The organism is Shewanella violacea DSS12, from assembly GCF_000091325.1.
GTDB lineage: Bacteria > Pseudomonadota > Gammaproteobacteria > Enterobacterales > Shewanellaceae > Shewanella > Shewanella violacea.
The window spans coordinates 74278-97854 of the sequence record NC_014012.1; the positions used below are offsets into that span (position 1 = coordinate 74278).

The window sequence follows — 23577 nt, forward strand, 5'->3', positions numbered from 1 at the left end:
ATAAATGTGCCTGCTTATAAATATAAAAGAAAAGGAATCAATATGCCTGTACCTGACATCAGTGCAGTAAAATCATTTTTACTCGCTCTGCAGCAGCAAATCTGTGAAGGCCTGGAACAGCTCGATGGTAAGGGAGTGTTTAAGGCTGACTCCTGGGAGCGCGAAGAAGGTGGCGGTGGTACGAGTCGGGTATTAACCAAAGGTGCCGTATTCGAGCAAGCCGGTGTTAATTTTTCCCATGTGACAGGTGCAGCTATGCCTGCTTCAGCAACTGCCCATCGTCCGGAGCTTGCAGGCCGCAGCTTCGAGGCTATGGGAGTGTCATTGGTAATTCATCCTAATAATCCCTATATCCCTACGACACATGCAAACGTGCGTTTCTTTATTGCATCTAAAGAGGGAGCTGATCCGGTTTGGTGGTTTGGCGGGGGATTCGATCTGACTCCTTATTACCCATTCGAGCAAGATGTCATTGAATGGCACCAACATTCGAAGTCTTTCTGTGACCCATTCGGTGATGAGGTTTACCCAAAATATAAGAAGTGGTGTGATGAATACTTCTATTTGCCCCATAGAGATGAGACTCGCGGTGTCGGTGGGCTCTTTTTCGATGATCTTAACCAAGAAGGTTTCGATACTAGCTTCGAATTTATGCAAGCGGTAGGTACTGGCTTCTTAACCGCATATGCCCCAATCGTTAAGCGCCGTAAAGATACTGAATATGGTGAGAAGGAACGTGATTTCCAACTTTACCGCCGTGGGCGCTATGTCGAATTTAATCTAGTGTATGACAGAGGTACCTTATTCGGATTACAAACTGGTGGTAGAACCGAGTCTATTCTGATGTCTATGCCACCCTTAGTCCGGTGGGAATATATGTACACACCAGAAGCTGGATCACCTGAAGCTTTGCTTTATACAGATTTTCTTAAGCCGAGAGATTGGTTGGGTTTGAATTAGTAGCACTCAGGTGTATTGATAGTGGCGCAGGCATTAACTGAAACATATGCTTATGCCACTTCGCCCCGCAATCAGGTCCGTTGGGAATATATGTACACACCAGAAGCTGGATCACCGGAAGCTTTGCTTTATACAGATTTTCTTAAGCCAAGAGACTGGCTGGGTTTAAATAAGTAGCGTTAGTCTTGATTGAATAGCAGGTGGCGCAGGCATTAACTGAAACATATGCTTATGCCACTTTGCCCCGCAATCAGGTCCGTTGGGAATATATGTACACACTAGAAGCTGGATCACCGGAAGCTTTGCTTTATACAGATTTCCTTAAGCCGAGAGACTGGCTGGGTTTGAATAAGTAGTTAATTAGGCGTAACCAATTAGCATTTTTTAAGATTATTGGTTACTAATATTGTCGGCTAATACACTTATAGCCTGATAAATAGCTTCCCTATACTGTGGATCTTAAATCTCAATATCTAGTCGATATTGGAGAGCCAGAGTATAACAAGATATGAATTATCAATTGCACCAGGTTACACACTGGGCGAGACTAAGGCTTAATCAGCTAGCATTCTATTCTTGAGATAAATTATGACTGACAGATATGCCGTTTTTGGAAACCCGATAGCACACAGTAAATCTCCATTCATCCATGGTTTATTTGCCGAAGAGACAGATCAAGTACTCAAGTATGAGGCCTTACTGGCTCCAATCGATGGTTTCGAAAAAAGCTTGTCGGAGTTTTGGCTTAATAAGGGTAAGGGAGCCAATGTTACCGTACCCTTTAAAGAGCAGGCATTTAATTTATGTGATGAGTTGAGTGAATTGGCTCAGTTGGCAGGAGCGGTAAATACCTTAACCTTATTGGAGAACGGTCGTGTTCGTGGTGACAATACCGATGGTTTAGGTCTGGTTGCGGATCTAGAGCGCAACTTTGGCAGTCTTGCTGGTAAGCGAGTGCTGCTCTTGGGGGCTGGTGGTGCGGCAAGGGGATGTATTCTACCTTTGTTAAATGCTGAGGTAGCAGAACTATGTATCCACAATAGAACTCACAAGAAGGCCGAAGTACTGGCGGAGCTATTCGCCGAATACGGAAACATTAGCCACATAGCGACCAATGAGCTTACTGCTTCATTCGATATAATCATCAACTCTACTTCATCAAGCTTATCTGGTGATGTACCACAGATCCCCGAGTCCGTCATAGATAGAGACACGAATTGTTATGACATGATGTATAGCAAGCAAAAAACTGCGTTTAATACGTGGGCCTCATCCTTGGGAGCAACTAGTGTAGTCGATGGATTAGGCATGTTAGTAGGTCAGGCTGCTAAGAGTTTTGAATTGTGGCGTGGTGTTAAGCCTGAGGTGTTAACTGCTTTAGATGCATTAAGAATAAAGTTGGATGCAGAATGAATCAGAGTGTTTTATTTCCGGACTTACAAGATTGGAATGATACTAAGCAAGAGGTTGTTTTTCCGGCTCAGGTTCAGGGAGCTAATATACAGTGTCGAATAAGCCTGCCAAGATTAACTAAGTTGCATGGTGAGGAGCTGACTGGGGAAGTCGAGGTGCTTGCAGCTTTCGAAGTATGCCGTTTCGATATAGAAGATTATTTTGAAGAGCTCATCGAACAGGAGATGTTCGATGAGGATGGGGGAGTGAGCTGGTGTTAACTCGCCTCACTTTTCCCGGGCTTGCTAAAGGCCTAATATTTTTATCACTGAAGACTGGTCTTTAACTAAACTGGGGTGACAATCTCTTCATTTAAATATTCATTTTTGAGTCGAACATAATTATCGGCTGACTGTGGTAGAAACCTAAGTTCTGCCTCGGTCAAGGTTCGGACCTGTTTTGCCGGACTACCTACATATAAGTGACCACTCTTAAGTACCTTCCCCGGAGGAACTAAGGAGCCAGCTCCTAAGATCACATCATCCTCCAATATAGCACCGTCCAGTATGATGGCTCCCATACCGACTAAGATTCGATTACCTACTGTGCAACCATGAAGCATAGCTTTATGCCCTATGGTGACATCATCTCCTATTAATAGAGGGTTACCATCTGGGTTAGAGGGAGACTTACGTGTGACATGAAGAATTGCACCGTCTTGCACATTGGTCCTCTTACCAATTCTCATATGATTCACATCACCGCGTGCGGCGACTAAAGGCCAAATACTAGAATCAGTATCTAAAAATATGTCACCAACGAGTACACAGGCATCGTCTAGATATACAGAATCATCGAATTGAGGGCTTACCCCTTTATAGGCTCTTAATGAAACAGGCACGGAAACTCCTTAAATATAGGTTTTAAGCGTAATCTGGGCATTATAATGCTTAAAAAGTAGGAGGTCAGACTAATTTGTATTCAAACGAACATGAAAAGGCAATTAACTCCATATTAGCTCTTGTGCCCACATCGAAACCCCCTATAATGCGCATCCACTGACACGGCAAACCAGTCTTCTTAAACGAAGCTGAAACCCAGTCAGGGCAATAAGTAAGCGGTTGAAATTAATTTTTTAAAAGCCCTTGACGCCAACCACGGAGAGTGTAGAATACGCCTCCTCAAGCCAACGACCTAGCGTCAACGGCGGTGCTACTTAGCACCACGCTCTTTAACAATACAAAACAAGAAATCTGTGTGGACACTCACAGGTGTTGAGTTATTCGAAATTGCTTCTTAGGAAGCAATCAAAAATTTAACTCGACGAATCTCTTTTAGAAGAGAAGCTGAGTGACCATAGCAATATGTAAACTTCGAGAGTCTTCGGACTTTTGAAAAACAGTATAATTCGTTGAGCCGTTTTGCTCTTAACCGAGTAAAACAAAAGAACTTTAATTGAAGAGTTTGATCATGGCTCAGATTGAACGCTGGCGGCAGGCCTAACACATGCAAGTCGAGCGGAAACAGAAAGTAGCTTGCTACTTTGCTGTCGAGCGGCGGACGGGTGAGTAATGCCTAGGGAACTGCCCAGTCGAGGGGGATAACAGTTGGAAACGACTGCTAATACCGCATACGCCCTACGGGGGAAAGGAGGGGACCTTCGGGCCTTTCGCGATTGGATGTACCTAGGTGGGATTAGCTAGTTGGTAAGGTAATGGCTTACCAAGGCGACGATCCCTAGCTGGTCTGAGAGGATGATCAGCCACACTGGAACTGAGACACGGTCCAGACTCCTACGGGAGGCAGCAGTGGGGAATATTGCACAATGGGCGAAAGCCTGATGCAGCCATGCCGCGTGTGTGAAGAAGGCCTTCGGGTTGTAAAGCACTTTCAGCGAGGAGGAAAGGTAGGTAGTTAATAACTGCTTACTGTGACGTTACTCGCAGAAGAAGCACCGGCTAACTTCGTGCCAGCAGCCGCGGTAATACGAGGGGTGCAAGCGTTAATCGGAATTACTGGGCGTAAAGCGTACGCAGGCGGTTTGTTAAGCAAGATGTGAAAGCCCCGGGCTCAACCTGGGAATTGCATTTTGAACTGGCAAACTAGAGTCTTGTAGAGGGGGGTAGAATTTCAGGTGTAGCGGTGAAATGCGTAGAGATCTGAAGGAATACCGGTGGCGAAGGCGGCCCCCTGGACAAAGACTGACGCTCAGGTACGAAAGCGTGGGGAGCAAACAGGATTAGATACCCTGGTAGTCCACGCCGTAAACGATGTCTACTCGGAATTTGGTGTCTTGAACACTGGGTTCCCAAGCTAACGCATTAAGTAGACCGCCTGGGGAGTACGGCCGCAAGGTTAAAACTCAAATGAATTGACGGGGGCCCGCACAAGCGGTGGAGCATGTGGTTTAATTCGATGCAACGCGAAGAACCTTACCTACTCTTGACATCCATAGAACTCGCTAGAGATAGCTTGGTGCCTTCGGGAACTATGAGACAGGTGCTGCATGGCTGTCGTCAGCTCGTGTTGTGAAATGTTGGGTTAAGTCCCGCAACGAGCGCAACCCTTATCCTTATTTGCCAGCACGTAATGGTGGGAACTTTAGGGAGACTGCCGGTGATAAACCGGAGGAAGGTGGGGACGACGTCAAGTCATCATGGCCCTTACGAGTAGGGCTACACACGTGCTACAATGGTCGGTACAGAGGGTCGCAACGCCGCGAGGTCAAGCTAATCCCACAAAGCCGGTCGTAGTCCGGATCGGAGTCTGCAACTCGACTCCGTGAAGTCGGAATCGCTAGTAATCGTGAATCAGAATGTCACGGTGAATACGTTCCCGGGCCTTGTACACACCGCCCGTCACACCATGGGAGTGGGCTGCACCAGAAGTAGATAGCTTAACCCTTCGGGGAGGGCGTTTACCACGGTGTGGTTCATGACTGGGGTGAAGTCGTAACAAGGTAGCCCTAGGGGAACCTGGGGCTGGATCACCTCCTTACCTATACGACTAACTTAATATTTGCTGAGTGTTCACACAGATAACTTGTTCTTGTTAGAGCGAGAAACGCACCTTTACGGTGTTGTTTGTTCTTTAAAAATTTGGAAAGCTGATAGTGTTAATGCGAAAGGGACTATTGTGAAAGATGTTTCGTAAGAAATAGCGATTACAGTGGTTAATAGCATTAGCGCGAAAAATAAATAAATAATTGAGTTCTCAAACACTTAAATCAAGTGCCGAAGCATAGCAATATGCTTCAAGAGTATTCTTTTGGCGAAAGTAAACACCATTAGTTGCGATACAACAAACTTATGTGGGTTGTATGGTTAAGTGACTAAGCGTATACGGTGGATGCCTTGGCAGTCAGAGGCGATGAAGGACGTAGTAACTTGCGAAAAGCGTTGGCGAGCTAGTAACAAGCATTTGAGCTAACGATATCCGAATGGGGAAACCCACTCACATAAGTGAGTATCACATACTGAATACATAGGTATGTGAGGCAAACCCGGGGAACTGAAACATCTAAGTACCCGGAGGAAAAGAAATCAACCGAGATTCCCCTAGTAGCGGCGAGCGAACGGGGATTAGCCCTTAAGTCTATGGGGTGTTAGTGGAATGAGTTGGAAAGCTCAGCGGCACAGGGTGATAGCCCCGTACATGAAAACTAACCATAGATGAAAACGAGTAGGACGGGACACGTGACATCTTGTCTGAACATGGGGGGACCATCCTCCAAGGCTAAATACTCCTGACTGACCGATAGTGAACCAGTACCGTGAGGGAAAGGCGAAAAGAACCCCTGTGAGGGGAGTGAAATAGAACCTGAAACCGTATACGTACAAGCAGTGGGAGCGGTTCTTGAGACCGTGACTGCGTACCTTTTGTATAATGGGTCAGCGACTTACATTTTGTAGCGAGGTTAAGCGAATAGCGGAGCCGTAGGGAAACCGAGTGTTAACTGCGCGTTTAGTTGCAAGGTGTAGACCCGAAACCCGGTGATCTATCCATGGGCAGGTTGAAGGTTGAGTAACATCAACTGGAGGACCGAACCGACTTATGTTGAAAAATGAGCGGATGACTTGTGGATGGGGGTGAAAGGCCAATCAAACCGGGAGATATCTGGTTCTCCTCGAAAGCTATTTAGGTAGCGCCTCGAGCGAATACCATTGGGGGTAGAGCACTGTTAAGGCTAGGGGGTCATCCCGACTTACCAACCCTTTGCAAACTCCGAATACCAATGAGTACTACTCGGGAGACACACGGCGGGTGCTAACGTCCGTCGTGAAAAGGGAAACAACCCAGACCATCAGCTAAGGTCCCAAAGTTATTGCTAAGTGGGAAACGATGTGGGAAGGCTTAGACAGCTAGGAAGTTGGCTTAGAAGCAGCCATCTTTTAAAGAAAGCGTAATAGCTCACTAGTCGAGTCGGCCTGCGCGGAAGATTTAACGGGGCTAAGCAATACACCGAAGCTATGGGTTTGCTAGTTTACTAGCAAGCGGTAGAGGAGCGTTCTGTAAGCCGTTGAAGGGAAAGGGGTAACCCATCCTGGAGGTATCAGAAGTGCGAATGCTGACATGAGTAACGATAAAGGGAGTGAAAAACTCCCTCGCCGAAAGACCAAGGTTTCCTGTCCAATGTTAATCAGGGCAGGGTAAGTCGACCCCTAAGGTGAGGCCGAAAGGCGTAATCGATGGGAAACAGGTTAATATTCCTGTACTTCTGCTAACTGCGATGGAGAGACGGAGAAGGCTAGGCTAGCGCGGCGTTGGTTGTCCGCGTTTAAGGTTGTAGGTTGTATTCTTAGGCAAATCCGGGAATACGCATTAAATTGCAAGACTGAGGACTGATGACGAGTCACTAAGGTGATGAAGTAGTTGATGCCATGCTTCCAGGAAAATCTTCTAAGCTTCAGGTTAGTAGGAATCGTACCCCAAACCGACACAGGTGGTTGGGTAGAGAATACCAAGGCGCTTGAGAGAACTCGGCTGAAGGAACTAGGCAAAATGGTACCGTAACTTCGGGAGAAGGTACGCTCCCAGCGGTGATGAGACTTGCTCTCTAAGCTGCCGGGAGTCGCAGATACCAGGTGGCTGCAACTGTTTATCAAAAACACAGTACTGTGCAAACTCGCAAGAGGAAGTATACGGTATGACGCCTGCCCGGTGCCGGAAGGTTAATTGATTGGGTTATCTTCGGAGAAGCTCATGATCGAAGCCCCGGTAAACGGCGGCCGTAACTATAACGGTCCTAAGGTAGCGAAATTCCTTGTCGGGTAAGTTCCGACCTGCACGAATGGCGTAATGATGGCCACGCTGTCTCCAGCCGAGACTCAGTGAAGTTGAAATTGCGGTGAAGATGCCGTATACCCGCGGCTAGACGGAAAGACCCCGTGCACCTTTACTATAGCTTGGCACTGAACATTGAACCTACATGTGTAGGATAGGTGGGAGACTTTGAAGCAGAGACGCTAGTTTTTGTGGAGTCAACCTTGAAATACCACCCTTGTAGTTTTGATGTTCTAACTTAGGCCCCTGAATCGGGGTTGAGGACAGTGTCTGGTGGGTAGTTTGACTGGGGCGGTCTCCTCCCAAAGAGTAACGGAGGAGCACGAAGGTTGGCTAAGTACGGTCGGACATCGTACGGTTAGTGCAATGGCATAAGCCAGCTTAACTGCGAGACATACACGTCGAGCAGGTACGAAAGTAGGTCATAGTGATCCGGTGGTTCTGTATGGAAGGGCCATCGCTCAACGGATAAAAGGTACGCCGGGGATAACAGGCTGATACCGCCCAAGAGTTCATATCGACGGCGGTGTTTGGCACCTCGATGTCGGCTCATCACATCCTGGGGCTGAAGTCGGTCCCAAGGGTATGGCTGTTCGCCATTTAAAGTGGTACGCGAGCTGGGTTCAGAACGTCGTGAGACAGTTCGGTCCCTATCTGCCGTGGGCGTTGGATGATTGAAGGAAGCTGCTCCTAGTACGAGAGGACCGGAGTGGACGAACCGCTGGTGTTCGGGTTGTTATGCCAATAGCATTGCCCGGTAGCTACGTTCGGAATCGATAACCGCTGAAAGCATCTAAGCGGGAAGCGAGTCCTAAGATGAGTCATCCCTAGGAATTTAATTCCTCTAAAGAGCCGTTCGAGACTAGGACGTTGATAGGCAGGGTGTGTAAGCGTTGTGAGGCGTTGAGCTAACCTGTACTAATGACTCGTGAGGCTTAACCATACAACCCAGATGGGTTTGTAGCGTTAATGATGATTACTTTACAAGCACAAAAGAATACGAACTTGATTTAAGTCGAACCAATTATTACTTTATTTAAAGCTATTTAGAATATTTTAAAAGATTCTGAATAGGCAGCTTTTCAAATTTACCAAATTAGTCTGGAAACCATAGCATTGTGGCACCACCTGAACCCATCTCGAACTCAGAAGTGAAACGCAATCGCGCCGATGGTAGTGTGGGGTCTCCCCATGTGAGAGTAGGTCATTTCCAGGCGCCTAATAAACGATAAAGCCCGTTGCTAACGCAACGGGCTTTTTTCGTTTTTAGCCTAGAAATGACCGAACGAACATGGGGAATGTTAAGAGCCCTCACGCAGTGAGGTTCATTCCATGTGATAGTAGGGTGATATCGCTGCGTTCAGCAAACGAAGTTTGATGCTGCGGTAGAGCGCGGAGGATTTATCCGAAGCTGGGCCATTGGAAGGCGCCTCCGCACAGGCGCACTCCTGATTTAACAGTAACTAAGCCACCTTATTAAGGTGGCTTTTTTGCGTCTGGATGTTTTTAAAATATAGATTTTATTACCCATATCCAACGTCAATGTAGTCAGGTGGCTTATCCACTTAAGCACGTACGTGCAATGCCTACCCCCGATGTCGTCCCGCCGCTGAGCGGGGTCCCCAGCTTCATTACTACGTCATTACGCGCTACAAAGCAGCAGAATACTGTGTATTCAAAGCGCTACTTTTTCGCCCCCATGTGAGCCTAGGCGCCTTTCCAGGCGACTCCTCTTTTTGTACCGAAGTAGTTATCCTTGAATGCCTAGGATGGCGTAGGAAAGGGTTTGGGTCTGGGATTTAATAAAGTGTTGGCTGTTTGCTCGAACTTATTAGCACAGATATCAGCTGGCTTATCCCCTTAAGCACGTGGGTACAATGCCACTTTGGTTTATAAATAGTCGACGTCGTCCAGCCGCTGAGCGGGGACCTGCTTCATGACTAGGTAATTACGCGCAACAAAATAGCTGAATACTACTCATACAAAGGGCTACTTTTTCACGCCCATGTGTTCGGCCGTTGCTAATGTGTCTATGGCTAGAATATGGTAACTATCCGGCGTGTCTAGTGTCCGTTTTCGTTAAGTGTTTGACCTGTAGTGTAATACTATTTTTTCTGTATTCGTTAACATGCCTTTAGAGCTACATGCTGGCGTATTCAAAATACCTGCCGCGATTATTAATAGTTTAGTTGTCAATAAGGATGAGTCTAAGATGTCTAAGATCATTACCAGTATTAAAGAGAATGTTTTAATTATTTCTATTCATAGGTCTGAAGCAAAGAATGCTATTAATCAGGAAATGTATCGAGATCTAAATGATGCTTTAAGAAGTGCGATGACCAATGCATCAGTTCGTTCTATCTTAATAAAGGGATTGCCGGAGATATTTTGCGCTGGGAATGACATGAAAGATTTTGTTGCCATGGCAAGGGGAGAGCCAGATAAGTACGCTGGGGGCTTCATGAAATCCTTGATAACTTGTTATAAACCAGTAGTTGCATCAGTGTCTGGTTTTGCCATTGGTATTGGTACAACAATGCTGCAGTTTGTAGATTTTCTTTATGTATCGCCGACAGCCATGTTTCAAACTCCTTTTGTACCTTTAGGATTATGTCCTGAATTTGCATCCAGTATTAGACTGGAGCAAATTATTGGTATGCGCAAAGCACGAGCAATGTTGCTGAGTGGAGAAACCATGGCTGCCGAGGAGTCAGTAGCCTTAGGGTTTTCAACAAAGATGGTAGAAAATCCTGATGAAGTGGCATTTGATAAAGCAGCAGAGCTAGCGCTAATGGCGCCTAATGCAATGCAAAAGACCAAAGAATTGCTAACTTCACAATGCCCGTTATTCGTAGACGCCATTGAAATTGAAAATAAAGCTTTACTGGATCTGGTTACAAAGTCTGAAGCGAAAGAAGCAATCACAGCATTTTTTGAGAAAAGAAAACCAAATTTCGTATGATTATTGCTCTTTACTTAATTATCTTCGATTTTAATTGAAGCGTACAGGTATCATTTATTTGAATTTTCATGTGTCTAAACACAATGGCAGGAATGTTTGTGATTGTTGCTTCTATAATGATTTGTTAGAGCAGGTACTAACCTTGTTACCTCTCAATCTCCAAGGCTAAGAGGTAACAAGTAACTGGGGTTGGACTCAACAAGGACAGTATTTTTGAAACCGACCAGCATTTACTGATAAGGAGTACATCTTACCTCGTTAGAGTTTAGATTAAATTTCCAGCTTGAATGTCTTATTTGTTCTTATGTTGGTAGGGCTTTGTCCTGTCCAGCGCTTGAAGGCTCGTGAAAAAGTACTTAGATCGGTAAAACCTAACTGATAAGTGATTTCAGTCATATTTTCATCGGTGTTTTCTAGCAGGTAGAGTGCACGTTCCATCTTGTATTTCTCGACCACGCCGCGGTAACTTGTGTGGTAGTTAGAAAGGTGGCGGTTGAGAGTTCTGATGTTCATATTCAACTTGGCTGCTAATCCTTTACCCGTTAAATTGAATAGACAATCGGTTTCACCCAATACATTGTATATTTTCAGAATTAGATCATCTTTTTCTATTTTTTCAGCTTCTTTTCGTAGTAAGGATAAAGCTGTAAAATGGATATCAGGCTCGGAGGACGGCAAACTTTGGTACAAATGGCGCTTGGGAATACAAATTTTACGAATGGGGTGTCCTGTGGTTATTTTTATTTTCGTGCGTAGCTCATACTCCTTTTGAGCCGAGTCATCGAAGTAATTTAGCACCATTTGTATCTGTATTTTAAGTTTGTCGTTGGCAGTGATTTCCTTAAGAATCTTCGAAAAGGTCACTATAAATAAGGTGGCGCCCATGTAGCTAATATGGGTCTCTTTATATAGAGGCTCATTGTTGACTACCCAAAGTTCGGCATCTCCTTGCGGGGTCGTATGATAACGGAGACGGATTGGGGCGCTGATGACGGCAGAATACTTGGCCGCAAGTTTCAATAAGGTTTCAAGATCGGGAGCCGTCCAAAGTGTTAGCGAATAACTTCCAAATGTGAGTGGATTAACTCTTTCTGCAATTTTGATGGGCAAATAACGATCTTGACTGTGTTCGAATAATCGATACAGTTTTTTTCGTATATCAAACAAGTGGTAGCGATCTTGATGTGCTGCGGGTTTATTACTAGTCTCCAAGGAATCATTCAGCCCTAGTGATATAGATGCAGCTTCAAGGAGTGTATTCCAGCCTTTGTGCAAGGAAAGAGACTGATGTGCTTTGTTTTCATTTACTATCAAAAGTGCCTCGACATTAGATGGCTCACCAATAACACAGAGTTAATATTAGGTTTATCTTGGAGGTGTAAATCTCACTAGGCGTGTCTATCTAGTAAAGTCTGTGGTCTTTTATATAAATACTCTATCTATAGAGCACAGAACGTCATAACTCTATGGGTTTATGAGAGCTTAATTCAAGATGTCCATTGTGAAAAGTGAAGCTAATCACATTTCGAAGGCTTGACTGACAAGTATGGGTCAACATAGTCCTGCTTTGCATCGAAAGTTTGCATGGCTCCACTATACCTAGTCATCAATTCTAGGGCCTAAAGCAGTATGGGTAGGGCGAGTATGAGATATTTATTAACCAGAGCTCTGTAAAGCGAGTGTAGGTTTTAGCCTTACACTTTCCTATAGGCTAAGTACCATCAAAAGTGCTTGAACGAATAAAGACTCCTAAACGATTCGAGTAAGGTGAGCAATAAAATACATACAGCTTAGTAACCCTGCACGCTAGTTCCGACACGTTACCCCAAATAGAGAGTATTTAGTGGCGCATCCAGTCATGCGTCTGTGCTTTATATACTTATATATGATAATCGTCTCGGTTATTCATATAGATATATAGAAGGTACAAGTATTACTCTAACGGCCTAGGTATGATGGATCTTATCCAGGAGGTAAACCAAAGTAGACGTTACTAGGGGGCATTATGGCTTCTAGCTTGAAATATTAGCTAAATATCAAATGCTAGCGCTGTATAAATAAACGTTTAGCTTGATAATTATGCGCTCAAGCAGGTATGACGGATTTAATGGTTTCTCCCTCTTGCGCTCACATCGAAATCCCCTATAATGCGCATCCACTGACACGGCAAACCAGTCTTCTTAAACGAAGCTGAAACCCAGTCAGGGCAATAAGTAAGCGGTTAAAATTAATTTTTTAAAAGCCCTTGACGCCAACCACGGAGAGTGTAGAATACGCCTCCTCAAGCCAACGACCTAGCGTCAACGGCGGTGCTACTTAGCACCACGCTCTTTAACAATACAAAACAAGAAATCTGTGTGGACACTCACAGGTGTTGAGTTATTCGAAATTGCTTCACTCTTTCTAGTAAAGGATGAGCAATCAAAATTTAACTCGATGAACCACTGAGTGACCATAGCAATATGTAAACTTCGAAAGCCTTCGGGCTTTTGAAAAACAGTATAATTCATTGAGCCGATGTCATCTTCGAAAGAGGATGCATCAAAAGAACTTTAATTGAAGAGTTTGATCATGGCTCAGATTGAACGCTGGCGGCAGGCCTAACACATGCAAGTCGAGCGGAAACAGAAAGTAGCTTGCTACTTTGCTGTCGAGCGGCGGACGGGTGAGTAATGCCTAGGGAACTGCCCAGTCGAGGGGGATAACAGTTGGAAACGACTGCTAATACCGCATACGCCCTACGGGGGAAAGGAGGGGACCTTCGGGCCTTTCGCGATTGGATGTACCTAGGTGGGATTAGCTAGTTGGTAAGGTAATGGCTTACCAAGGCGACGATCCCTAGCTGGTCTGAGAGGATGATCAGCCACACTGGAACTGAGACACGGTCCAGACTCCTACGGGAGGCAGCAGTGGGGAATATTGCACAATGGGCGAAAGCCTGATGCAGCCATGCCGCGTGTGTGAAGAAGGCCTTCGGGTTGTAAAGCACTTTCAGCGAGGAGGAAAGGTAGGTAGTTAATAACTGCTTACTGTGACGTTACTCGCAGAAGAAGCACCGGCTAACTTCGTGCCAGCAGCCGCGGTAATACGAGGGGTGCAAGCGTTAATCGGAATTACTGGGCGTAAAGCGTACGCAGGCGGTTTGTTAAGCAAGATGTGAAAGCCCCGGGCTCAACCTGGGAATTGCATTTTGAACTGGCAAACTAGAGTCTTGTAGAGGGGGGTAGAATTTCAGGTGTAGCGGTGAAATGCGTAGAGATCTGAAGGAATACCGGTGGCGAAGGCGGCCCCCTGGACAAAGACTGACGCTCAGGTACGAAAGCGTGGGGAGCAAACAGGATTAGATACCCTGGTAGTCCACGCCGTAAACGATGTCTACTCGGAATTTGGTGTCTTGAACACTGGGTTCCCAAGCTAACGCATTAAGTAGACCGCCTGGGGAGTACGGCCGCAAGGTTAAAACTCAAATGAATTGACGGGGGCCCGCACAAGCGGTGGAGCATGTGGTTTAATTCGATGCAACGCGAAGAACCTTACCTACTCTTGACATCCATAGAACTCGCTAGAGATAGCTTGGTGCCTTCGGGAACTATGAGACAGGTGCTGCATGGCTGTCGTCAGCTCGTGTTGTGAAATGTTGGGTTAAGTCCCGCAACGAGCGCAACCCTTATCCTTATTTGCCAGCACGTAATGGTGGGAACTTTAGGGAGACTGCCGGTGATAAACCGGAGGAAGGTGGGGACGACGTCAAGTCATCATGGCCCTTACGAGTAGGGCTACACACGTGCTACAATGGTCGGTACAGAGGGTCGCAACGCCGCGAGGTCAAGCTAATCCCACAAAGCCGGTCGTAGTCCGGATCGGAGTCTGCAACTCGACTCCGTGAAGTCGGAATCGCTAGTAATCGTGAATCAGAATGTCACGGTGAATACGTTCCCGGGCCTTGTACACACCGCCCGTCACACCATGGGAGTGGGCTGCACCAGAAGTAGATAGCTTAACCCTTCGGGGAGGGCGTTTACCACGGTGTGGTTCATGACTGGGGTGAAGTCGTAACAAGGTAGCCCTAGGGGAACCTGGGGCTGGATCACCTCCTTACCTATACGACTAACTCAATATTTGCTGAGTGTTCACACAGATAACTTGTTCTTGTTAGAGCGAGAAACGCACCTTTACGGTGTTGTTTGTTCTTTAAAAATTTGGAAAACTGATAGTGTTAATGCGAAAGGGATAATGACTTACTTGTAAGTTGTTATTAATAGCATTAGCGCGAAAAATAAATAAATAATTGAGTTCTCAAACACTTAAATCAAGTGCCGAAGCATAGCAATATGCTTCAAGAGTATTCTTTTGGCGAAAGTAAACACCATTAGTTGCGATACAACAAACTTATGTGGGTTGTATGGTTAAGTGACTAAGCGTATACGGTGGATGCCTTGGCAGTCAGAGGCGATGAAGGACGTAGTAACTTGCGAAAAGCGTTGGCGAGCTAGTAACAAGCATTTGAGCTAACGATATCCGAATGGGGAAACCCACTCACATAAGTGAGTATCACATACTGAATACATAGGTATGTGAGGCAAACCCGGGGAACTGAAACATCTAAGTACCCGGAGGAAAAGAAATCAACCGAGATTCCCCTAGTAGCGGCGAGCGAACGGGGATTAGCCCTTAAGTCTATGGGGTGTTAGTGGAATGAGTTGGAAAGCTCAGCGGCACAGGGTGATAGCCCCGTACATGAAAACTAACCATAGATGAAAACGAGTAGGACGGGACACGTGACATCTTGTCTGAACATGGGGGGACCATCCTCCAAGGCTAAATACTCCTGACTGACCGATAGTGAACCAGTACCGTGAGGGAAAGGCGAAAAGAACCCCTGTGAGGGGAGTGAAATAGAACCTGAAACCGTATACGTACAAGCAGTGGGAGCGGTTCTTGAGACCGTGACTGCGTACCTTTTGTATAATGGGTCAGCGACTTACATTTTGTAGCGAGGTTAAGCGAATAGCGGAGCCGTAGGGAAACCGAGTGTTAACTGCGCGTTTAGTTGCAAGGTGTAGACCCGAAACCCGGTGATCTATCCATGGGCAGGTTGAAGGTTGAGTAACATCAACTGGAGGACCGAACCGACTTATGTTGAAAAATGAGCGGATGACTTGTGGATGGGGGTGAAAGGCCAATCAAACCGGGAGATATCTGGTTCTCCTCGAAAGCTATTTAGGTAGCGCCTCGAGCGAATACCATTGGGGGTAGAGCACTGTTAAGGCTAGGGGGTCATCCCGACTTACCAACCCTTTGCAAACTCCGAATACCAATGAGTACTACTCGGGAGACACACGGCGGGTGCTAACGTCCGTCGTGAAAAGGGAAACAACCCAGACCATCAGCTAAGGTCCCAAAGTTATTGCTAAGTGGGAAACGATGTGGGAAGGCTTAGACAGCTAGGAAGTTGGCTTAGAAGCAGCCATCTTTTAAAGAAAGCGTAATAGCTCACTAGTCGAGTCGGCCTGCGCGGAAGATTTAACGGGGCTAAGCAATACACCGAAGCTATGGGTTTGCTAGTTTACTAGCAAGCGGTAGAGGAGCGTTCTGTAAGCCGTTGAAGGGAAAGGGGTAACCCATCCTGGAGGTATCAGAAGTGCGAATGCTGACATGAGTAACGATAAAGGGAGTGAAAAACTCCCTCGCCGAAAGACCAAGGTTTCCTGTCCAATGTTAATCAGGGCAGGGTAAGTCGACCCCTAAGGTGAGGCCGAAAGGCGTAATCGATGGGAAACAGGTTAATATTCCTGTACTTCTACTAACTGCGATGGAGAGACGGAGAAGGCTAGGCTAGCGCGGCGTTGGTTGTCCGCGTTTAAGGTTGTAGGTTGTATTCTTAGGCAAATCCGGGAATACGCATTAAATTGCAAGACTGAGGACTGATGACGAGTCACTAAGGTGATGAAGTAGTTGATGCCATGCTTCCAGGAAAATCTTCTAAGCTTCAGGTTAGTAGGAATCGTACCCCAAACCGACACAGGTGGTTGGGTAGAGAATACCAAGGCGCTTGAGAGAACTCGGCTGAAGGAACTAGGCAAAATGGTACCGTAACTTCGGGAGAAGGTACGCTCCCAGCGGTGATGAGACTTGCTCTCTAAGCTGCCGGGAGTCGCAGATACCAGGTGGCTGCAACTGTTTATCAAAAACACAGTACTGTGCAAACTCGCAAGAGGAAGTATACGGTATGACGCCTGCCCGGTGCCGGAAGGTTAATTGATTGGGTTATCTTCGGAGAAGCTCATGATCGAAGCCCCGGTAAACGGCGGCCGTAACTATAACGGTCCTAAGGTAGCGAAATTCCTTGTCGGGTAAGTTCCGACCTGCACGAATGGCGTAATGATGGCCACGCTGTCTCCAGCCGAGACTCAGTGAAGTTGAAATTGCGGTGAAGATGCCGTATACCCGCGGCTAGACGGAAAGACCCCGTGCACCTTTACTATAGCTTGGCACTGAACATTGAACCTACATGTGTAGGATAGGTGGGAGACTTTGAAGCAGAGACGCTAGTTTTTGTGGAGTCAACCTTGAAATACCACCCTTGTAGTTTTGATGTTCTAACTTAGGCCCCTGAATCGGGGTTGAGGACAGTGTCTGGTGGGTAGTTTGACTGGGGCGGTCTCCTCCCAAAGAGTAACGGAGGAGCACGAAGGTTGGCTAAGTACGGTCGGACATCGTACGGTTAGTGCAATGGCATAAGCCAGCTTAACTGCGAGACATACACGTCGAGCAGGTACGAAAGTAGGTCATAGTGATCCGGTGGTTCTGTATGGAAGGGCCATCGCTCAACGGATAAAAGGTACGCCGGGGATAACAGGCTGATACCGCCCAAGAGTTCATATCGACGGCGGTGTTTGGCACCTCGATGTCGGCTCATCACATCCTGGGGCTGAAGTCGGTCCCAAGGGTATGGCTGTTCGCCATTTAAAGTGGTACGCGAGCTGGGTTCAGAACGTCGTGAGACAGTTCGGTCCCTATCTGCCGTGGGCGTTGGATGATTGAAGGAAGCTGCTCCTAGTACGAGAGGACCGGAGTGGACGAACCGCTGGTGTTCGGGTTGTTATGCCAATAGCATTGCCCGGTAGCTACGTTCGGAATCGATAACCGCTGAAAGCATCTAAGCGGGAAGCGAGTCCTAAGATGAGTCATCCCTAGGAATTTAATTCCTCTAAAGAGCCGTTCGAGACTAGGACGTTGATAGGCAGGGTGTGTAAGCGTTGTGAGGCGTTGAGCTAACCTGTACTAATGACTCGTGAGGCTTAACCATACAACCCAGATGGGTTTGTAGCGTTAATGATGATTACTTTACAAGCACAAAAGAATACGAACTTGATTTAAGTCGAACCAATTATTACTTTATTTAAAGCTATTTAGAATATTTTAAAAGATTCTGAATAGGCAGCTTTTCAAATTTACCAAATTAGTCTGGAAACCATAGCATTGTGGCACCACCTGAACCCATCTCGAACTCAGAAGTGAAACGCAATCGCGCCGATGGTAGTGTGGGGTCTCCCCATGTGAGAGTAGGTCATTTCCAGGCGCCTAATTAGTATTTAAGCCCGCTACGATGTAGCGGGCTTTTTTACGTCTGGAATTTGTTGTTTCCCAGGCGCACTCCTGATTTTACAGTGACTAAGCCACCTTATTAAGGTGGCTTTTTTGCGTCTGGGATTTAATAATATTTTGGCTGTTTAGCTCGAACTTATCGGTACCCATATCCACGTCAATGTAGGCAGGTGACTTATCCACTTAGGAAGGCATGAATGCCTACCCCCGATGTCGATCCGCCGCTGAGCGGGCTCTCCCGCTACGAAACCAAGTTTCTCCGCGTTCAATTATGGCTGAATACTGCGTATTCAAAGCGCCGTAATTTCACCCCCATGTGTCCACTTCGTGGACTACGAGAGTTGCTCATTTCCAGGCACCTAATTAGTATTTAAGTCCGCTACGATGTAGCGGGCTTTTTTACGTCTGGGATTTAATAAAGTGTTGGCTGTTTAGCTCGAACTTACCAGTACCCATATCCAACGGCAATGTAGGTAGGTGGCTTAGCTACTTAAGCGCGTACTTCAGATGTCGACCGCCCTATGTCTCCACTGCGTGGATCTAGTTGGTCATTGCTAGGGGATGATTTCTTTGTACTGAAAGTACTTATCCTTGAGTGTCAAAGATGGTGTAGGAAAGATGGTGTAGGAAAGAGGGGGGGGTAAAACTTGGGGAAATGCCTGAATGCGGGTGTCGTTTCCATTTTTTATAGAGGATTAGATGAGGTGCCGGACTTTTTCATAAGAATTAAACGTTCAGCACCTCAGTCGTGGATGAGACCTTGCTGATATTAAGCTTGATGAATCGCCAGAAACTTCAGCAGCGCCTCGACGGCGAAGTTGCGAATATCATCTTTCTCCATAAAGATCTCATGACGGGCATTAGGAATTTTGACTAGTTGGCATTGACCGCCGACGGCATGATTTTGAGCCAAGTTATCGACCACAGTGTCCATCTCAGCCTGAAGAATAAGTATTGAAGTGGTGCTATGCCTAGCAGCTTCTACTAGCTTAGGGCCGACATCTATAGACTCGACCAGCCAATGGTTGGTGGGAGAGCCTAGCTGTAATTCCGGGCGTAGCTGGTAAAGGTGTCTGTAATCCTCATAACGAGCCTGGCTGCTAGTTAGATCATTCTTAGGGAAGTCATCAGCGTGATAATCCTTACCGCCCAATACGTAGTTAGGCTCAGCATTATCTTTTGTGTCGAGTAGATTTGCTAGCCAGCGGATGAATCGGCTACAGAGCGGCAGCTTGATTCCGTACATAGGTGCAGAGAAAACGGCTGCGGTGAAGGTGTTCGGGTACTTGTCCATGTAGAGAGTGCCGATGGCACCACCCATAGAATGGCCTACTAGAAAAAGTGAACGATACTGTTTTGGTGTAACCACTGCGTCGATAAAGAAAGCTAAATCATCAATATAGCTACTAAATTTATCAATATAACCATGATGGGGATTGCTTGTGGTGCGAGTCGACAGCCCTTGACCACGATGATCTACAGCGAAGACACTGTAGCCCTGATTATAGAGATCGAAGATAAGCTCTTTATATTTAAGGTAAGACTCGATGCGACCGTTGCTGATGACTATGGCTCTTTCACTGCCTGGGTGTTCAATATACATGTAAGCGAGAGAGATATTGTCAGATGTTTTTATTTCTGACTCAGTCACTCTGTCCCAGAATGCCTGCTGCTCTTGGGTATTGAGCATTAGCTCAGAAGATAGTGGTTTAGTTTGGATATTAACTCGATCATTCATTTGTGATTCGACGGCTATAGACATGATCTCTACTGGGGTGATGTATGCTGTTTGCCAGTGTAACACAGAGTAAAAAGCCCCAGCGAGTAACGAGTATCTCTGGGGCTTAGCATCTATTTTTGTTGTTTCTGATAGGAGATAAAGTCTGTTATCTGTTGCTCTAACACAGACATAGGTACCGAACCATTTTCTAAGATGGCATCATGGAAGGCTCTGATATCAAACTTGTCACCGAGTTCCGCTTCAGTCTGATTTCGCAGACGCTTAATGGTGAGCTCACCTATCTTGTATGACAAGGCTTGGCCCGGCCATGAGATATACCTATCTATCTCTGTGGTGACATTGTGCATGGATAGAGCCGTGTTACCGGCCATAAAGTCCAGCGCCCGCTGTCGACTCCAGCTCTTAGCGTGCATGCCTGTGTCGACGACTAGGCGAGCCGCGCGCCACATCTCATAGGTTAGACGGCCAAAGTTACTGTAGGGGTCTTGATAGAAGCCGGCTTCTAAGCCTAGATACTCGGAGTAGAGCCCCCAGCCTTCGCCAAAGGCCGAGATATAACTATAACGGCGGAAGTTTGGCAGCTTGGTGAGTTCCTTATTGAGTGAGATCTGTAGATGATGGCCTGGTACGGCCTCGTGCAACGTCAGAGCCTCCAGTTCATACAGAGGCCGTTTATCTAAGGCATAGGTGTTAACCCAGTAATAACCTGCCTCATCGTCTCTGTTAGAGCCTGAGTAACGCCCTGTGGTGTACTTAGGTGCTATCTCGGCTGGTACGGCTTGAATGCCATATGGGGTTCTGGGTAACTTGCCAAAGTATTTAGGTAGCATGGCATCGGCCTTCTTGGCTATAAATGCTGCTTCTTTCAATAGTTCTTCGGCTGTTTTGGGATAGAATCTAGGGTCTGTTCTTAAAAAATGCAGGAACTCGGCGAAGGAACCTTTGAAGCCAAGGGAATCTATTATGGCCTGCATCTCTCCCCTGATGCGTTTAACCTCTTTCAATCCCAGTTGATGGACCTCATCTGAAGTCATGTCTAAGGTAGTGTAATAGCGGACTCGGTTCTCGTAGAAGGCGGCACCATCGGGTAGGCTGGCACAAGCGATATCTGTGCGGGCGCCGGGAATATATTCCTTGGTCATGAAGTCATAAAATGCCTGATAGAGTGGCAGTACCTTCTGCTCTATGATTATTTTCCCTTGAGCCGTCAGGGCATCTTTCTGAACCTGAGTAAAATGTTTGGGATACTGGGTGAAAGGTTCGAAGTAGCCACTGTCTTTTACTGGAACCATAAAGGCGCTAATGCTGTCTTCGAAGCCATTGAGGGTGACTCTTGGCGGAGTTATCCCAGACTTTAAGCCCTGTTTCAACCAGTAGGTTTGCTGAGCGAAGTAACTAGCCAGGTTTGATAGCTTGGCAATATAGTTGTCATAATCTTGCACTGTAGCGAATCTTGCCTTGGCAATAGAGGCTATATAAGCATGAAAGCCGCTCTCGGCTGTGATAGGAAGATAATGATCCTTGTATCGATAGAGGTCGACACTGTTTTGCAGTTGTCCCTGTAGAATTTGAGCATTTATCTTGTCCTCTTTTGAGAGGCTATCCTTGTCTAAAGCCTTGAGCGTGGTGACTAGTGTTTGCTTTCTTTGATTGAGGTTAGCCAAGTTTTCCGGAGATAGATCGGGCAATTTACCGGCTGCACTGGCATCACCCTCAGAGAAAGCCTGTGATGGGTCGCTATCGAGTTTAATCTGCCAATCTGTCTCAATTATCGCCTTGAGTCTTGGATCGCTAACTCCTACAGTCACTGGATTGTAGGTGATGCTATTCTCGGTGCTTGCGAAAACTAGAGCCGATTCGGTTGAGGCTGGATTTATTTGGCAGGCGCTCAGGGCTATTACTAATAGGCTGGGGGCAAAAATCTTACGCATAACGGCGGCCTTTATTATTGTTATTGGTTATTTTGTCCCCGATTATGCCCTAGGGTTAAGGTCTTTGTCAGTGTTAGTTAGTAACTTGATACAAAATAGTTAATTAGACGCAAAAAAGCCGACATATTGTCGGCTTAAGATTAACTAGGCGTCAGCTAAAAGATATTAATTAGATCACTCTAGAGAACTGCTGTTGACGTGCTTTTTCACGGTAGTAGATATCGAAGCATATACAGATATTACGGATTAATAGTCTACCCGTTGGGCTGATGGTGATCTTCCTATCTGCAATATTGACTAGCTTGTCATCGATAAAGGTTTGTAGCAGCTTTAGATCTTCATGGAAGTAGTCTTCGAATTGTATGTCTAGCTTGTCGTCAATTTGTGCCATATCTAATTCGAAGTGGCAGATAAGCTGTTTAATGACCACACGACGAATTTCATCGTCACGGTTTAGATCACAACCTTTCCATAACGCATGTCCATTAGCATCGATAGACTCGAAGTAAGGACGGATATCTTTCTGGTTCTGGGCATAACAATCGCCAATCTGGCTGATTGAAGAGACGCCCAGGCCTAATAGATCACATTCTTCCTGGGTGGTATAGCCCTGGAAGTTTCTGTGTAGTCGTCCTTCATTTTGCAAGATAGCTAGCTCATCATCGGGCTTGGCGAAGTGATCCATGCCAATATACTGATAACCTGCACCGGTTAAGGTTTCGATTGTCTGGTGCAACATCTCAAGTTTCTGTTGTGGTGAAGCCAGATCTTCATCTTTAATCTTACGTTGGGCCGCGAAGCGTGAAGGCAGATGGGCATAGTTAAAGACTGAAAGACGATCAGGGTCCAGGTCTAAGACTCGCTGCATGGTTTCTGCAAAGGTTGCTGGTGTCTGGTGAGGCAGACCATAGATGAGGTCTATGTTGGTTGAGACGAAACCTAGTTCTTTAGCCTTAGCCATAAGATCGAAGATGAACTGTTCATCTTGCTCGCGGTTAACCGCAATCTGAACCTTCTTGTTGAAGTCTTGAACGCCGATAGATATGCGATTAAAGCCAGCTTCTTTAAGCGTATCTAACATGGTTAGTTCGATTTCACGGGGATCCACTTCAATGGAGTACTCGCCGACTTCGGCTACATTAAAGTTGGCCTTGATTAGCTCAGATAGGTTAAGGATCTGATCAGGACGCAGGAAGGTGGGTGTTCCACCGCCCCAATGGATCTGGGTGACGAGATAGTCCTTAAACAGAGGTGCACGTTTGATAATTTCCGTCGCCAGATACTCTAGATATTGGTCGGCTTTATGTTGGTGGCGAGTGATGACCTTATTACAGCCGCAGTAATAACAAATCTTGGCGCAGTATGGAATATGGATATATAAAGAAAGCTTATCACTCTTGCTATTTTTAATTGAAGTCAGCAATTTCTCTTCGGTGAAGGAGTCATCGAACTCAAGCGCCGTAGGATAAGAGGTATAACGGGGACCGCTGTAATTGTATTTTTCGACCATTGACTGATCCCAACTAATTTGGGTGGGCTGTTTCAAGGCGTGTCCTCTGGAATGATAGTTTAGCAATATATAAAGTATGCATGCTTATGGGTTCAATAACCTTGATCTAAGTTGTATAAATTGAAGCTGAATCATTAATTCGACGGTTTCAGCTGGGGGAATACCTGGCAAACAAGAGCACTCACTTGGG

The 23577-nt window shown here is 46.2% G+C and carries 9 protein-coding genes, 6 rRNA genes and 2 pseudogenes; 12 read left to right on the forward strand and 5 right to left on the reverse strand.

The window, feature by feature from the left end; genetic code table 11:
* The first annotated feature begins 42 nt into the window (after window positions 1-42).
* From hemF to SVI_RS00310, 5 genes and pseudogenes are all read left to right on the forward strand, one after another.
* On the forward strand, window positions 43-960 hold the full coding sequence (hemF, locus tag SVI_RS00300; protein WP_013049356.1) for an oxygen-dependent coproporphyrinogen oxidase: 918 nt from the start codon (window positions 43-45) through the stop codon (window positions 958-960).
* A 69-nt stretch (window positions 961-1029) separates the two neighbouring features.
* Window positions 1030-1137 (forward strand): annotated as a pseudogene (locus SVI_RS21730) (coproporphyrinogen III oxidase); the annotation flags it as partial.
* A 77-nt stretch (window positions 1138-1214) separates the two neighbouring features.
* Window positions 1215-1316, forward strand: a pseudogene (locus tag SVI_RS21770) (coproporphyrinogen III oxidase); the annotation flags it as partial.
* 232 nt (window positions 1317-1548) lie between these two features.
* The gene (gene aroE / locus SVI_RS00305; RefSeq protein WP_013049359.1) at window positions 1549-2373 is read left to right on the forward strand and encodes a shikimate dehydrogenase; all 825 of its coding nucleotides are present in this window, start codon (window positions 1549-1551) and stop codon (window positions 2371-2373) included.
* Window positions 2370-2633, forward strand: coding sequence for a DUF1488 family protein (locus SVI_RS00310; RefSeq protein WP_013049360.1), 264 nt, complete (start codon window positions 2370-2372; stop codon window positions 2631-2633). Before aroE ends, SVI_RS00310 begins: the two co-directional genes overlap by 4 nt.
* A gap of 65 nt (window positions 2634-2698) precedes the next feature.
* Here SVI_RS00310 and SVI_RS00315 read toward each other — a convergent pair whose 3' ends face one another.
* A complete protein-coding gene (locus tag SVI_RS00315; protein WP_013049361.1) occupies window positions 2699-3253 on the reverse strand; it encodes a gamma carbonic anhydrase family protein in 555 nt (184 codons plus the stop codon).
* A gap of 551 nt (window positions 3254-3804) precedes the next feature.
* Here SVI_RS00315 and SVI_RS00320 point away from each other — a divergent pair.
* The 4 genes from SVI_RS00320 (at window position 3805) to SVI_RS00335 (ending at window position 10597) form a co-directional block, all read left to right on the forward strand.
* A 16S ribosomal RNA gene (locus SVI_RS00320) occupies window positions 3805-5349 on the forward strand.
* Between the two features lie 324 nt (window positions 5350-5673).
* Window positions 5674-8578: ribosomal RNA gene (locus SVI_RS00325) — 23S ribosomal RNA — on the forward strand.
* A 157-nt stretch (window positions 8579-8735) separates the two neighbouring features.
* A 5S ribosomal RNA gene (gene rrf / locus SVI_RS00330) occupies window positions 8736-8851 on the forward strand.
* The 16S, 23S and 5S rRNA genes sit together here, the layout of an rRNA operon.
* A gap of 996 nt (window positions 8852-9847) precedes the next feature.
* Window positions 9848-10597 carry an enoyl-CoA hydratase-related protein gene (locus SVI_RS00335; protein WP_013049362.1) on the forward strand — a complete coding sequence of 250 codons (750 nt, stop codon included), beginning with the start codon at window positions 9848-9850 and terminating at the stop codon, window positions 10595-10597.
* Between the two features lie 270 nt (window positions 10598-10867).
* Here SVI_RS00335 and SVI_RS00340 read toward each other — a convergent pair whose 3' ends face one another.
* Window positions 10868-11911, reverse strand: coding sequence for a helix-turn-helix domain-containing protein (locus SVI_RS00340; RefSeq protein WP_013049363.1), 1044 nt, complete (start codon window positions 11909-11911; stop codon window positions 10868-10870).
* A 1239-nt stretch (window positions 11912-13150) separates the two neighbouring features.
* Between SVI_RS00340 and SVI_RS00350 the strand changes: the two genes are divergently transcribed.
* The 3 genes from SVI_RS00350 to rrf (SVI_RS00360) all read left to right on the forward strand — a co-directional run bounded on the left by SVI_RS00350 (window position 13151) and on the right by rrf (SVI_RS00360) (window position 18179).
* Window positions 13151-14695 (forward strand): 16S ribosomal RNA (locus SVI_RS00350).
* Window positions 14696-15001: 306 nt separating this feature from the next.
* Window positions 15002-17906 (forward strand): 23S ribosomal RNA (locus SVI_RS00355).
* Window positions 17907-18063: 157 nt separating this feature from the next.
* Window positions 18064-18179: ribosomal RNA gene (rrf, locus tag SVI_RS00360) — 5S ribosomal RNA — on the forward strand.
* Between the two features lie 795 nt (window positions 18180-18974).
* Here the strand turns inward: rrf (SVI_RS00360) and SVI_RS00365 are convergent.
* The 3 genes from SVI_RS00365 to hemN form a co-directional block, all read right to left on the reverse strand.
* Window positions 18975-19967: an alpha/beta fold hydrolase gene (locus SVI_RS00365; RefSeq protein WP_041420150.1), complete on the reverse strand. Its 993-nt coding sequence runs from the start codon at window positions 19965-19967 to the stop codon at window positions 18975-18977.
* A gap of 89 nt (window positions 19968-20056) precedes the next feature.
* Window positions 20057-21877: a DUF885 domain-containing protein gene (locus SVI_RS00370; RefSeq protein ID WP_013049367.1), complete on the reverse strand. Its 1821-nt coding sequence runs from the start codon at window positions 21875-21877 to the stop codon at window positions 20057-20059.
* A gap of 169 nt (window positions 21878-22046) precedes the next feature.
* Window positions 22047-23423, reverse strand: coding sequence for an oxygen-independent coproporphyrinogen III oxidase (hemN, locus tag SVI_RS00375; protein WP_013049368.1), 1377 nt, complete (start codon window positions 23421-23423; stop codon window positions 22047-22049).
* Between the last annotated feature and the right edge of the window lie 154 nt (window positions 23424-23577).